The following is a 13,532-nucleotide window of genomic DNA, read 5'->3' as shown; positions in this document are numbered from 1 at the left end:
GTATCCTCCGATTATTCCTAATTTTAAAGATTATTTTTGCTTCATTGTTTTCAGGTGCTTCATCACATCATTTTCACCGCGCCCGAAATAGTCGTGCAGGGTGCGGTATTCCCGGAACAGCGCATCGTACCGCTCCGAATTTTCGGGGATCGGATTATAGACGGTGTCTTTGATTTTTCCCATTGCGCGGGCCGCTTCAAACACGCTGTCGTAGCCGCCGGCTTTCTTCCCCGCCGCGACGGAAGCGAAAATGGCGGAACCGAGCGCGGGTCCCTGAAGAGAACCCGCAATCTTCACGGGCATTTTAATCACATCCGCGTAAATCTGCATGGTCATCGGGTCCTTTTGTGAAATCCCTCCGGAAGCGAAAAATTCTTCGACCGGAACGCCATGCTCACGGTAATTTTCAATAATCATGCGCGTACCGTAGGCGGTCGCCTCAATCAGCGCGCGGTAAATTTCCTCCGGTTTGGTCCGGAGCGTCATTCCAACCATCATGCCGCTCAGGTCGACGTCGACCAGAACCGAACGGTTTCCGTTCCACCAGTCCAGCGCAAGCAGGCCGCTTTGCCCGGGGCGCAGCTTTTCCGCCTTTTCCCGCAGGTACTGATGAATGTTTTTGTTCTGCCGTTTTGCCTCCCCGCAGTAGGAAGCCGGCAGGCAGTTGTCGATAAACCATGCGAAATGGTCCCCGACACAGGACTGGCCGGCCTCATAGCCGAAATAGCCCGGCATGACGCCGTCTTCCACCACGCCGCACATTCCCGGCACCTGGTGTTCCTCTTCGCCCATCATAATGTGGCAGGTGGAGGTGCCCATAATGGCCAGCATTTTGGACGGCCCGTCGATTCCGACCGCGGGCACGCACACATGCGCGTCCACATTGCCGACGGCGACCGCGGTGCCCTCCCTTAAGCCGGTAAGCTTTGCCGCCGCCGGGGTCAGCGTACCCGCCCTGTCCCCGAGCGGAAGAATGTCGCGGGAGAGCTTTTCCTCCACCACATGCTCCAGCTTTGGATGGAGGGCCTTGAAAAAGTCATCGGAGGGGAAGCCCGTGCGCTTGTTCCAGATTTCCTTGTAGCCCGCGGTGCAGGAATTACGGGTCTCTTTTCCGCAGAGCTGCCAGATAATCCAGTCGGCCGCTTCGATGAAACGGTCCATCGCGTCATAGATTTCGGGGTCCTCTTCAACGATCTGCCAGATTTTTGGGATCGCCCATTCCGAAGAAATTTTTCCGCCGTAGTTCTTCAGCCACGGCTCGTTTCTTGCCGCCGCAATTTCATTCAGGCGGTTTGCCTTATCCTGCGCGGCGTGGTGCTTCCAGAGCTTTACATAGGCGTGCGGGCGGCTTTTGTACGCCGGAAGAAAGCTTAACGGCGTTCCGTCCGCCTTGACCGGCAGAACGGTGCAGGCCGTAAAATCCGTTCCGATTCCGATCACATCGTCCGGGGACACGCCGGATTCCTTCAGGATGGCCGGAATCGTATCAGCCAGCACGTCAAGGTAATCCTGCGGGTCCTGCAGCGCCCAGTCATGGCCGAGCGGCGTTCCGTCCGGCAAATTTTTATCCATTACCCCATGGGGATACTCGTAAACGGAAGAAGCAAGTTCTTTCCCGGTCTGAACATCTACCAGAACCGCCCGGCCGGAAAGTGTGCCATAGTCAACTCCTACTGTATATTTTGACATAACAACATCCTCCATCGTAAAAAAATGTACGTACAACTTTGTCGAAAACAGAAAGGCTTCTCAGCCCCTTCCGTTTTCCGTCTTATTCGAGCACTCTGACGGACTTGCGTTCTACGATCGTCGGTTCAAAATCGACCGTGGCCTTAAATGCATGGTCCTGAATCAGGTGCAGCAGGTTTCGCGCCGCGGTGTCCCCCAACACATTCATGGGGTGTGCGACCGAGGTAAGCGGAACCTCACAAAGATCCGCAAGATCGGAATTATCAATACTGACCAGAGAAAGGTCCTCCGGAACCGCAATGCCGTTTTTCTTCATAATGTCCACCATCTGCATCGCGATCTCGTCGTTGTAACAGATCAGAGCGGTGCAGTCTTTTACACGCCGCAGGACAATCTCCGCAAACTGCGTAAGGTCGGGAATATCCTCCGTAGAGTACCAGAGCACGTTTTCATCATGAATTTCATATCCCGCTTTCAGCAGGGCGTCCAAATATCCGGCATAGCGCAGATGACCCTGGTGGTCATCCGACTTAAAAATTCCCGCAATCCGCTTGTGGCCCGCATTGATCAGGTACTGCGCGGCAATCAGCCCGGCCGTGCGGTCGTTCATGGACACATGCGGTATCTTAATGCCCGGATAGCTGCTGTTGATAAACAGCACCGGAATCCTTTGCCGCTGGATTTCCTCATAAATCTCAAAATTCGGGTTCGGCAGGCCGCTCTGGGTCGGCTCAATAATCATCCCGTCCACGCCTTTTTCCAGCATGGAGCGCAGGACTCTGTTTTCGTTCTGGACCTTATTGTGCGTAAACGCAAGCTGCATGGAGTACCCGGCTGTTGTCAGCACGTTTTCAATTCCGCGGATAATCTGCGGAAAAATATACGCGCCCACATAGGTGGTGACCACACCGATGGTCATAGTGGGTTCCCGTTTGGCCGATGCGTTGAAAATGATATAGGTACCGCTGCCCTGCCTGCTTTCAAGATATTTGTCCTGTACCAGAATATTGATTGCCTGACGGACCGTCTGCCGGCTGATACCGAACATTGTGCCCAGCTCGTTTTCGGAATACAGCTTTTCCCCGTATTTGAGCTCTCCCGTTTCGATTTTATTTTTGATCCAGGTGACCAGAGTCATATATTTTGGCATTTCCATCACAGTGCTGCCTTCCTTTTTTCGTTATCTTTAAAATCATGATACATGAACTTTGTATAAATTGTCAATACATCTGAACAGCACTGGCAGACAAATCAGGAAGCCTTCTTTTTTGAAATCAGGTCGATTGTGACAGCACCCAGAAGGACAAGTCCCTTCACGACTCTCTGAATATCGACGGACCAGCCGATCAGCGACATCCCGTTGTTCAGCACGCCCATGATCAGCGCGCCGACGACCGCACCGATAATGGTGCCGCTTCCGCCAAGTGCGGCTGCGCCGCCTATGTAACAGGATGCGATGGCGTCAAGCTCAAAACCGTCGCCCGCTTTCGGCGTGGCAGACGCATTTCTGGCGGAGAGGACGATGCCGGCCAAAGCGCTCATCAGGCCCATGCTCACGTAAATCCAGAACATCACGCGCTGGGTTTTGATACCGGAAAGCTTTGCCGCTTTCGCATTGCCGCCCACCGCGTAAATCTGGCGGCCGGGGACCGTGTTGTTGGTAATGAAGGTGTAGATGATGATCAGTACCAGCATCAGCGCAAGAACAACCGGAAGCCCGTTGTAATAGGCAAGCTTGACGGTAAAGAAGTTAATAATCGAAATGATGACGGCAAGCTTCACAATCTCCTGCCATACGGCGGGCACTTCAAATCCGTAGGATTTTTTCTTATTGATGGAACGGATCTCCAGGTAAACGACGATCAGCGAGGCAATAACACCAGCCAGAATGGAAAGCAGTTCAATCTTCTGTCCGCCGATATAGGTATAGATTTCGGGAAGATAGCCCGCGCCGATCTGTACGTAATCCGTAGGCAGCGGGCCCTTTGTCTGACCGCCGAGGATCACCATGGTAAGTCCGCGGAAAATCAGCATGTTTGCAAGGGTCACGACGAATGCAGGAACATTCAGATACGCGATAAAGAACCCCTGCCACGCGCCTGCCAGAAGGCCGCACAGCAGAATCACCACAAACGCAACGGCAATCGGAAGATGAAGGTCCAGGACCATAATGGCGCACGCGGCGCCGGTAAAGGCAACCACGGAGCCGACGGAAAGGTCGACGTTGCCGGTCAATACGCAGAGCAGCATGCCGACCGCAAGGATGACAACGTAGCTGTTCTGCATAATCAGATTGTTAACGTTCATCGGGCTGACATTTTTACCGCCCGAAAGCAGATTAAAGATAAAATAAATCAAAATGAGGGCAATCAGCATTCCGTATTGCTTCGCATTTGTACTGCCGGATTTTTTCTTTGCAAGACTTGAAGTACTCATATCGCCTGCTTCTCCCTTCTGGTATGTGACATAATGATTTTCATAATCATTTCCTGAGAAAAATCTCCCCTATCCAATTCCCCGGCTATTTCGCCCTGGTTCAGAACATAAATCCGGTCGCAGACGCCGAGAAGCTCCGGCATCTCGGAGGAAATAAAGACAACCGCCTTCCCCGCCTTTGCAAGGTCGTTGATAATCTCATAAATCTCATATTTCGCCCCTACATCGATTCCGCGCGTCGGTTCATCCAGAATCAGGACGTCGGGATTGGCGAGAATCCATTTGGAAAGAACGACCTTCTGCTGGTTTCCGCCGGAGAGCGAACCCGTGATCTGCCTGATGGAATTCGTTTTGATATTAAGCTTTCCGCGGTATTCTTCGGCAGCCACGATTTCTTCGTTCTGGTCAATGACCCAATGCTTGGAAAAACGGTCGCGCAGGCTCGAAAGCGTCATGTTCCAGCGAACGTCGTTGATCAGAACCAGCCCGTAGCTCTTCCGGTCCTCCGAAGCGTAGGCAATCCCGTTGCGGATCGCATCCTGGACATCGCGCAGGACAAGCTTCTTTCCGTCCTTGTAGAGATCGCCGGAAATTTTGCTTCCGTAGGATCTTCCGAAAATGCTCATCGCAAGCTCCGTGCGCCCGGCGCCCATCAGCCCCGCAAAACCGACCACTTCGCCCTTCCTGACATTGAAATTGACGTCCTTGAGCATGACGCGTCCGGGGTCGTCCGGATGGTGCACCGTCCAGTTTTTGACCTCGAACGCAACCTCGCCCGGCTTGCTTTCGCGGGGCGGATAGCGGTTCGTCAGCTCACGGCCGACCATTCCTTTAATGATCCGGTCCTCGTTCAGGTCGTCCTGTCCTTTCTTCAGCGTTTCAATTGTTTTGCCGTCGCGGATGACGGTAATGCTGTCCGCCACCTGGCTGAGCTCGTTCAGCTTATGAGAAATCATGATGCAGGTAATTCCGCGTTCTTTCAGCCCCAGGATAATGTTGAGCAGCTTTTTACTGTCCTCATCATTCAGGGAAGCGGTGGGTTCGTCCAGAATCAGCAGTTCCACCTTTTTGGCCAGCGCTTTCGCAATTTCGACCAGCTGCTGCTTGCCGACGCTCAGCTTATTGACCTGCAGGTTTACGTTTTCGTCGGAAAGGCCGACTTTTTCCAGAATTTCCTTTGCCTTCTGCCTTGTCTGGCTCCAATCAATCACATTTTTTACATTCGTAATTTCGTTGCCCAGAAATACGTTTTCCGCGATGGAAAGATAAGGGCTTAAAGCAAGCTCCTGATGGATAATCACAATCCCCTTCCGCTCGCTGTCCCGAATGTCGCGGAATTTGCATTCCTCGCCGTTATAAATAATTTCACCGGAATAATCGCCGTAGGGGTAAACCGCGGACAATATGTTCATCAGGGTGGATTTCCCGGCTCCGTTTTCCCCGCAAAGGGCATGAACCTCGCCTCGCTCCACCGTAAGGTTTACATCGTCCAAGGCCTTTACCCCGGAAAATTCCTTCGTGATATGCTTCATTTCCAGGATGATATCAGCCATGCTACGCACCTCGCTCCTGTGGTATTAATAGGTTGAGCGACAGCTGTAAAACTGCCGCCCAAATTTTCAAGCTTGAACGAATCAGGAAATATCGGATTCCTTATAATACTCGGAATCGATCAGCTCTTTCTGGATATTGTCCTTGGTAATTGCAACAGGTGTGCACAGATAGGAGGGAACGACCAGCTTGCCGTTGTTGTAGGATTTGGTGTCGTTGATTTCCGGCTGCTTGCCTTCCATCACGGCCTGAACCATGGTAACGCACTTTGACGCAAGCAGGCGGGTATCCTTAAAGACCGTCATGGTCTGTTTGCCGGACTTGATGTTCTTAATGGCCATTGTCTCAGCGTCCTGACCGGTGATGACGGGCCACTTTGTGCCGACCTTGTAGCCAGCGCCTTCCAAAGCAGCCGCAATTCCGTAGGAAATGCCGTCGAACGGGCTCAGAACAACGTCAACATTTTTGCCGGTGCTGTAATAGCCGGACAAAATATCTTCCATTCTTTTCTGAGCGGTTTCCTGCGACCAGCGGAGAGTACAGATTTTGTCAAAATCGGTCTGGCCGGAAACAACGTTCAGCTTGCCGCTGTCAATATAAGGCTGAAGGACTTCCATGGCGCCGGTGTTGAGGAAGTGCGCGTTATTGTCGTCGGGAGAACCCGCGAACAGTTCAATGTTGAAAGGACCCTTGCCTTCTTTCAGGCCCATTTTTTCTTCTATGTATTTGCCGATCAGTGTGCCTACGCCCTTGTTGTCAAAGGTTGCATAATAAGAAACCGCGTCGGTGTCCATCAGCAGACGGTCATATGCGATGACCGGAATATTATTCTTCTTTGCTTCCGCAAGGACATTTACCAGAGCGCTGGAATCGATGGAGGCGATTACCAGACACTTCGCGCCGCCCGTAATCATATTTTCGATCTGAGAAACCTGTGCCTGAACATCATCTTCCGCATACTGCAGGTCAACTGTGTAGCCCAGCTTTTCGAGCTGCTCTTTCATGTTGTTCCCGTCGCGGATCCAACGTTCGGAGGATTTGGTCGGCATTGCCACACCGACTTTCTGTCCGTTTGCCGCATCGGAAGGCTGCGCTTCCTGAGAAGCGGCCGACTGAGCATTTGCCGCCTGCGACGTGCTCGGCCCCGAGCCGCATGCTGTGGTTGCCATAAGCATACACGCCGTAAGAACAATCGCCATCAATCTTTTGATCCTTTTCATTCTTCTCTCGCTCCTTACATGTTATTAATACAACTTTTTATAAAACCGCCATTTTTAGCGGAAATATAACAAATACACAGTTTCTATTCCTAATACGGGCTGTTTACATCTACAATATATACCAAAGATTTAAACTTGTCAATATAAATTTAATTATTTTTGAACATTACTTTGTTTATTTGTATGTACAAGTTGTACTATTACAAGTTAAACTTGGTTGTTCTTTATTAAAATCGTGCCCTAATAAAAGCAAAGGCTCCGGATGGGTGGTTTTCCCTACGGCCGATTCTGAACCGCACCAGAACCAATAAAGAAAGCTTGTCCCGGGTGCCGGCAATGACAGCCCGGAACAAGCTCCACGGGACATATTCAAATGGATCAAACCGCCGTCATATCCTTATTTACATACAACGTTGCGGTATTCGTTGGGTGACATTTGCCTGATTTTTTTAAAGACCCGCGAAAAATGATTGACATCGTTGAATCCCAGTACATCTGAAATTTCGTAAATCTTCAAAGAAGGGTTCCGCAGCAGTTCTTCCGCTTTTTTAATCCGGGTTTCGTTCAGCAGGTCGCAGAAGCTCTTATTCGTATATTTGTTCAGCAGCTTGCTGAGATACCACTGGCTCACGTACGCTTTTTCCGCGAGCTCCGTAAGCGTCAGCTTCTCCGCATAATGAAGTTCTATGTAGTTTAAAGCTCCCCGTACGATAAAATTGTTTGCCGCGTTTGTTTCCTGTAATTCCGCCGGTTTCTCTTTTGATTCCGGCGTCCCTTTCCGCTGCTTTCTCAAATTTTCCGTCATAACCTGAAGCGCTTCCTCCAGCTCATTCATTTTAGAAGGCTTCAGCAAAAACCTCGTTACGCCGATATGAATCGCCCGCGTCGCATATTCAAAGTCCCGGTATCCCGTGAGCACGGCAATCTGCATGTCGGGAAACTCCCCTTTCAGCCCGGCCAGCATGGTGAGCCCGTCCATATTGGGCATTTTGATATCTGTAAACAGAATATCCGGATCGTTTTCCCGGATCGCTCTTGCACCGGACTTTGCATCCGATGCGGCGGCGACTACCCCGCAGTCATATTTCGCCCAATTGACCACCTTTTTAAGGCCTTCCACAATAATATCTTCATCATCAATAATAATTACTTTATACATATTGAATGCCTCCGAATCATCATACTGAAATTATAGCACAGAACACAGAAAAATCGGGTATATTTTCTGGTGTTTACAAAAAACATACCCGTTCTGTACAAAGCACAAGATTCTACAGCATTTTCAGTTGATTCTGCAGCAAGGCTACGTTCCTCCCCGCCTTCGGCGGGGAGGAACGTGTTTTGTCTCGCAAACGGAAATTGAATTGCCGTAATATAAAATTTTTACCCTTTGATCGCCCCGGCGGTCATCCCTTTGATGATATTTTTTTGCAGGAATACATAAACGACAAGTACGGGTACAACGACCAAAACAACCGCAGCCGCCATCAAACCGTAATTCACGCCGGCAATCGAAGTGATTTCATTGAGCAGCCGTGTGATCGTAAAGGCATCCTTGTACCGTAAAAAGAACATCTGTGTGAAAAGATCATTATATGACCAAAGAAAGGTGAAAATGGCAACGGTGGCAAAAGACGGCTTCGCAATCGGAACGATCACTTTAAAAAATATCTGATAAATATTATATCCTTCCAAATAGGCCGCTTCCTCCAGATCAATCGGCAGCCCCCGGATAAACCCCATGAGAACGACGATTGCAAAAGAAAGATTCCCCGCGATCTGCGGTAAAATGACGCTCAGCTGAGAAAGCGCCACGCTGTTGGTGTTGACGATGTGCCAGCCGAACATCATGCGAAAAACCGGGATAATGGTGGAGAAAACCGGGAACATCATACTCGCGATGATCAGGGAATGCAGGGCGTTTCTTCCCCGGAATTGATAGCGCGCCATGCCATACGCCGCAAATCCGGCCAGCAGTACGACAACGACGGTAACCGCAGCCGAAATGACAAGGCTGTTTTTATATGCTCCGGAAATATCCACACGGTCGAAGGCCGTCTTATAATTATCCAAGGTAAAGCTATCCCCCGTCGGAACAGAAAAAGAGTCGGACCGGATCAGCCCTTTTACCTTAAACGAGTTCATAATGACCCAAAGAAACGGGTAAACGGTGGTGACCGCCCAAAAGGAAAGGACAAGGTAAATGAGAACTTTCCCCGGCTGTACCCTGCGCCGGACACCGTGTGGCCGTGCGGGCTCCCGTGTATCTGCTGTTCGCATCTTTTCCCCTCCCCTAATAATCCTTCTCTTTGAAGATTCGGTTTGCAGCCTGAGAAACAACTACGCCGATCACAACAATCACAATCGCGATGGTGGAACCGTAGTCCACATCGCCCATGGTAAAGGTCTGGTTATACATATAAGTTCCGGTCAGCCACGATTGATCCATCGGCATCCCCGCGCCCATCATCACCCAGGGCAGGTCAAACACCTTCAGCGCGCCGGTGACTGCCAAGATCAGACAGGTAATCAGAACATTGTGCAAAAGCGGCAGCGAGATGTAGCGGACACGGTTGAACCCGCTTGCGCCGTCAATCTCCGCGGCTTCGTAAATGTCGGGTGAAATATTATTCAGGCCGGTTACGATGATGACGAAATAAAATCCGACATACTGCCACATAACCGGAGTCATCATCGTAAACAGGAAATGCGCCTCGTCCTTCCAATCGATCATATCGGTCACGCCGAACTTCAGCAGCAGCTGGTTTACCATGCCGCCATCATATAAAAAAATCAGGTTGAATAAAAGTCCCAGAGCCGTTGCGGAGATGACAATCGGAAAAAAGTACACTGTTCTGAAAAACTGGGTGCCCTTTTTAATGTTATCAATCAATAAAGCAAGTAATAAAGCGATCCCAACCTGAAAAATGATTGTCAAAATCATGAGCAGCATGGTATTGAACAGCGCCGTATTCATAATCGGATCCTGAAAAAGCTTTCCGTAATTCAGATACCAGGGGGAATTAAACCCCTCCGCCGCCGTGCCGAGCCCGGTGATGTTGCAAAAGCTGTTGTAAATATTCATGGCAAAAGGATAATACAGGAACAAAGCCATAAATAAAAATGCGGGAATCAGGAATACCGCCAACGGTGATTTTTTTTTGTAGATCGTAGAATTCATTGATCATCGCCCTCTTTAAAAAAACCGGAGAGCTGATACACCACTCTCCGGTTTTTGACATTGAACAGGAAAATATGTGAGAAGAAGAATTAGCTCTTAATTGCCAGGCAGGCGTCGATTGCCTTTTCGGCCGTTGTTTTTCCGGTTGCGATATTCTTAATATCCGCAAACAGTGCGGTACGTGCCGTTTGTATCAAACCGTCCTGCGTGGCGGGAGTAATTCCCGTCGCGCCCTTGGTCATCGCCATAGCCGCCTGTTCCAGGGAATCCGTATCGCTTTTCGCGATTGTGCCGTTCTTCAATGCGGTGACTGCCGTCGCGCCGAAGGTGGAAACCACTTCATCCGTCGTCATTGCTTTTACAAAGTCGACGCACGCCTTCTGCTTGGCGGGGTCGCTCCACGCTTTTTGGGTAATATAATAGCCCATGGACAGGCCGCCGATGATATCCGTGGATTTTCTTCCGTTTTCACCCGGCACGTAGGTAACGGTAAAGTCGTCAATGCTCTTTGCGTTTTCCTGGAACCAGCCGATCTTCCAGGAACCGTCGATCGCGAAAGCGGCTTTGTCGTCAGCCATCAGCTGGAAGGTTTCCGCATCGGTTGCCGTTGTGGTATTCTTTGGGAAGTAACCTTTTGTATACAGCGTTTTGATATCATTAAGACCTTCCGCCCAGGCTTTGCCGACCTCATCGGTGGAAGAAGCGGGAAGCTTCGGATGGGTCGCCGGCGTACCGTGGTTGAAGATGCAGTACTCAAACCAGTAATGAGGGACCTCCTGCAAAGAACAGGCGATCGGGGTGATTCCCTTCGATTTGATCGTCTCGCAGTCCTTCAGGAACTGGTCCCAGGTGTAATCCGCGCCGGGAACTTCAACGCCGCAGTCTTTGAGGACCTTCTTGTTGATGAACAGTCCTTCCCAGTAGCCGTTTACCGGGACGGAATAGTTTTTGCCGTCCGCGGGGGACGCCCCGAGACGGTCGTCCGTCATATTGCTTGCGTAGTCGGGATACGTCTTCCGGATCTCATCGATGCTGACTACTTTGCCGCCCTGAACAAGCTTGTTCGCATCAACGCCGTTAAAGTAAAAAAGTACGTCCGGCTCAGCGCCCGTTTCAAAGTCGGCCATGATTTTGGCTTTCCACTCTTCGTTGGAAGTGCCGGAGGCATCCTTTACCGTATTGCCGGTAGCGGTTTCATAGGCCTTGTAAGCGGCTTCATAATTCGCCCTGTTGCCGTCGTCGCCGCCGTAGGATGTCACGACTGTAATTTCCACCGGCTTTGCCGCCTCGGAAGACGGAGCCTGGGAAGCGGCCTGCGACGCCGCGGGCGTGCTTTGACATCCGGCAAGCATTGCGCTGCCAAGCGCCATTGTAAGGATGAATGCAGTTATCCTTTTCATAAAACAACCTCCATATTATTTGAAATATGCCGTATCTTTTCCAGTGAATACTATATTACACTTTCAGCATTAAAAACATAATAGATAATCTTGCCATTTGTTGCATATTATTGTTTGCTTTGTTCAATAGCAATAACGATTCTGGAAATTGTATGGCCATAACTGTTCATTTTAATTGAAAGGCCGCTGCTCTCCCCGTAAATAATCTTCAGGCGCTGGTTTACATTGCGGATTCCCAGATTGTTCGCGCTTTCCTTCGCGGTATCGTATTCATCCGACAGCAGGCGCTCCACACGCCTTTCGTCCTCCGGCGTCATCGCGCCGTCGTTCTCCACCTCAAGGATCAGGTTGTCCCCCTCGCGGAAAATACGGATGACGATCACCCCTCTCTGCTGCGGCTGGATTCCATGCTCGACAGCGTTCTCGATAATCGGCTGCATAATCAAACGCGGCGCGTACAGGTCCAAAAGAGAAGGATCGATTTCTTTTCTTACGGTCAGCCGTTTCCCGAGCCGTTCCGAAATGATGTACAGATACGCGTCCACATACATCATTTCTTCGGAAACATGGACAACCGGCCTGCCTTTGCGGTCTATCGCGGCGTCAAGCATGGTGGAGAGCGCTTCGATCATACGGGAAACCTTAACATTGTCGGAGAGCCTTGCCTCCCAATTGATAATTTCCAGCGTGTTGTTCAGGAAATGCGGATTGATCTGGGATTGAAGCGCCATGATGCGGGCGTCGCGCAGAGCCAGCTCTTCCCTGTAAATCCGGTCGAACTGATACTTCAGCTTGGACGACATGCTGTTGAACGCATCCGTCAGGTACTGAAATTCGATACTGCGGGAGCCGCCCGAAACCTGAACGCCGAAATTGCCTTCTTCAATATTTCCCGCCTCCACGATCAGCCGGTCGATCGGGCGCGACACGTTCCGGGTAAAAAACCAGATTACAAGAGCAAGCAGCGGAACGATCAGAATGCCCATCCACACGAGGACGATCTTAAATCGGTTCAGCTCCGCCGCAAGGGGAGAAATGTCCACCGCGATTACATAAGAAATCCGGTACACTCCGGTCCGGTTCATTCCATAAAGGTAGGTACGGTCTCCAATGCTCCGGAACGTCTGGCTGTTTGCCTTAAACGCAATCCCCAGCCGCCGGGGTGCGAGCTGTTCTCCGTTCAGTACGACCGGCGTGTCGTTGAGCCAGATCGTCGTGTCCTTTCCCCAGACAATATTCTTGATACCGGCAAACATGCCCGCGGTATCCAGCTGCATCGTCAGCACCGCGTAAGGTTTATAATCCCCGTCAAGGATATTTCTGACCATATAAATCCGTCCGCCGGCGTTGATAAAACCAATATCGCTTCCCAGCGTTTCCGACAATTCGCGCACCTGCTGATGCGCGTGATTTCTGTATTCCTGCACGGCGGAGGTCGCGTTGTAGGTTGCGTTAAACGTATAATAAACGTTGTCGGGCTGCCTGCAGAAATACAGCGCCGTAATTAAAAATTTATCGTCGTATTTGTACTGCTGCGACAAAAACGCCGTGACCCGGTCGTACAGCTCATTGGCGTCTCCTGTTCGGCTGAAGCCGCCGTACGCGTTTTTAATCGCCGGATTGTAGGAAGCGTACCTTGAGGAAGAAATAGCGGAATCGAGCTGATTGACCGCGATTTTCAGGGAATTATTGGCGGAAGTCGTAATGGTTTCCGTGATCTGGTCGTTGATATTGTGCGTAATATAGTACCCGGTCGCGCCGCTGATCAGAGCGATCGGTAAAATCCAGCACGCGATAATGATACAGACCAGTCCCCACTTGAGAGAGAATTGTTGGGGATTCCTTTCCGTCTTCCTTTTCATAGCCGTTCTCCGCTTCCATAAACTCAAAATACAGCATTTCCAGTTGATTCTGCAACAAGGTTGTGTCACTCCCCCGTCTTCGGCGGGGGAGTGACGTGTTTTGTCTCGCAAGCTGAAATGGAATTGCTGTAGATTTCCTTGTACGAATATCATTCTATATGTCCAATTATAACATAGTCTTTTCAAGAAGGCA

General features: G+C 50.5%; 10 protein-coding genes. All 10 read right to left on the bottom strand.

Translation table 11 applies throughout. The features are described from left to right. Positions 1 to 30: 30 nt before the first annotated feature. Positions 31 to 1,689 (bottom strand): ribulokinase, encoded by a 1,659-nt coding sequence (araB, locus tag VXK30_RS02395; RefSeq protein ID WP_275717037.1) that lies wholly within the window; start codon positions 1,687 to 1,689, stop codon positions 31 to 33. An 82-nt stretch (positions 1,690 to 1,771) separates the two neighbouring features. Next, positions 1,772 to 2,845 (bottom strand): GntR family transcriptional regulator, encoded by a 1,074-nt coding sequence (locus VXK30_RS02390; RefSeq protein WP_275717089.1) that lies wholly within the window; start codon positions 2,843 to 2,845, stop codon positions 1,772 to 1,774. Between the two features lie 95 nt (positions 2,846 to 2,940). Continuing rightward, on the bottom strand, positions 2,941 to 4,125 hold the full coding sequence (gene mmsB, locus VXK30_RS02385) for a multiple monosaccharide ABC transporter permease (RefSeq protein ID WP_275717039.1): 1,185 nt from the start codon (positions 4,123 to 4,125) through the stop codon (positions 2,941 to 2,943). Then, on the bottom strand, positions 4,122 to 5,678 hold the full coding sequence (mmsA, locus tag VXK30_RS02380) for a multiple monosaccharide ABC transporter ATP-binding protein (protein ID WP_275717041.1): 1,557 nt from the start codon (positions 5,676 to 5,678) through the stop codon (positions 4,122 to 4,124). Before mmsA ends, mmsB begins: the two co-directional genes overlap by 4 nt. 81 nt (positions 5,679 to 5,759) lie before the next feature. Then, positions 5,760 to 6,896 (bottom strand): multiple monosaccharide ABC transporter substrate-binding protein, encoded by a 1,137-nt coding sequence (chvE, locus tag VXK30_RS02375; RefSeq protein ID WP_275717043.1) that lies wholly within the window; start codon positions 6,894 to 6,896, stop codon positions 5,760 to 5,762. Between the two features lie 397 nt (positions 6,897 to 7,293). Continuing rightward, positions 7,294 to 8,055 carry a response regulator transcription factor gene (locus tag VXK30_RS02370; protein WP_275717045.1) on the bottom strand — a complete coding sequence of 254 codons (762 nt, stop codon included), beginning with the start codon at positions 8,053 to 8,055 and terminating at the stop codon, positions 7,294 to 7,296. A 224-nt stretch (positions 8,056 to 8,279) separates the two neighbouring features. Further along, positions 8,280 to 9,176 carry a carbohydrate ABC transporter permease gene (locus VXK30_RS02365; protein ID WP_275717047.1) on the bottom strand — a complete coding sequence of 299 codons (897 nt, stop codon included), beginning with the start codon at positions 9,174 to 9,176 and terminating at the stop codon, positions 8,280 to 8,282. Between the two features lie 13 nt (positions 9,177 to 9,189). Further along, positions 9,190 to 10,077, bottom strand: a complete 888-nt coding sequence (locus VXK30_RS02360; protein WP_275717049.1) for a carbohydrate ABC transporter permease — start codon at positions 10,075 to 10,077, stop codon at positions 9,190 to 9,192. 89 nt (positions 10,078 to 10,166) lie between these two features. Next, positions 10,167 to 11,477 (bottom strand): ABC transporter substrate-binding protein, encoded by a 1,311-nt coding sequence (locus VXK30_RS02355; protein ID WP_275717051.1) that lies wholly within the window; start codon positions 11,475 to 11,477, stop codon positions 10,167 to 10,169. A 107-nt stretch (positions 11,478 to 11,584) separates the two neighbouring features. Further along, complete coding sequence (locus VXK30_RS02350; protein WP_275717052.1) at positions 11,585 to 13,339, bottom strand: sensor histidine kinase; 1,755 nt, start codon at positions 13,337 to 13,339, stop codon at positions 11,585 to 11,587. Positions 13,340 to 13,532: the final 193 nt, after the last annotated feature.

This window comes from Caproiciproducens sp. CPB-2, from assembly GCF_036287215.1.
Lineage (GTDB): Bacteria > Bacillota > Clostridia > Oscillospirales > Acutalibacteraceae > Caproiciproducens.
This window is presented reverse-complemented; position numbering and strand designations above follow the sequence as displayed.

What these genes read in the sequence shown, in the direction of transcription:
- araB (WP_275717037.1), bottom strand. Translation starts at nt 1,689, where the DNA reads ATGTCAAAATATACAGTAGGAGTTGACTATGGCACACTTTCCGGCCGG.
- VXK30_RS02390 (WP_275717089.1), bottom strand. Translation starts at nt 2,845, where the DNA reads ATGGAAATGCCAAAATATATGACTCTGGTCACCTGGATCAAAAATAAA.
- mmsB (WP_275717039.1), bottom strand. Translation starts at nt 4,125, where the DNA reads ATGAGTACTTCAAGTCTTGCAAAGAAAAAATCCGGCAGTACAAATGCG.
- mmsA (WP_275717041.1), bottom strand. Translation starts at nt 5,678, where the DNA reads ATGGCTGATATCATCCTGGAAATGAAGCATATCACGAAGGAATTTTCC.
- chvE (WP_275717043.1), bottom strand. Translation starts at nt 6,896, where the DNA reads ATGAAAAGGATCAAAAGATTGATGGCGATTGTTCTTACGGCGTGTATG.
- VXK30_RS02370 (WP_275717045.1), bottom strand. Translation starts at nt 8,055, where the DNA reads ATGTATAAAGTAATTATTATTGATGATGAAGATATTATTGTGGAAGGC.
- VXK30_RS02365 (WP_275717047.1), bottom strand. Translation starts at nt 9,176, where the DNA reads ATGCGAACAGCAGATACACGGGAGCCCGCACGGCCACACGGTGTCCGG.
- VXK30_RS02360 (WP_275717049.1), bottom strand. Translation starts at nt 10,077, where the DNA reads ATGAATTCTACGATCTACAAAAAAAAATCACCGTTGGCGGTATTCCTG.
- VXK30_RS02355 (WP_275717051.1), bottom strand. Translation starts at nt 11,477, where the DNA reads ATGAAAAGGATAACTGCATTCATCCTTACAATGGCGCTTGGCAGCGCA.
- VXK30_RS02350 (WP_275717052.1), bottom strand. Translation starts at nt 13,339, where the DNA reads ATGAAAAGGAAGACGGAAAGGAATCCCCAACAATTCTCTCTCAAGTGG.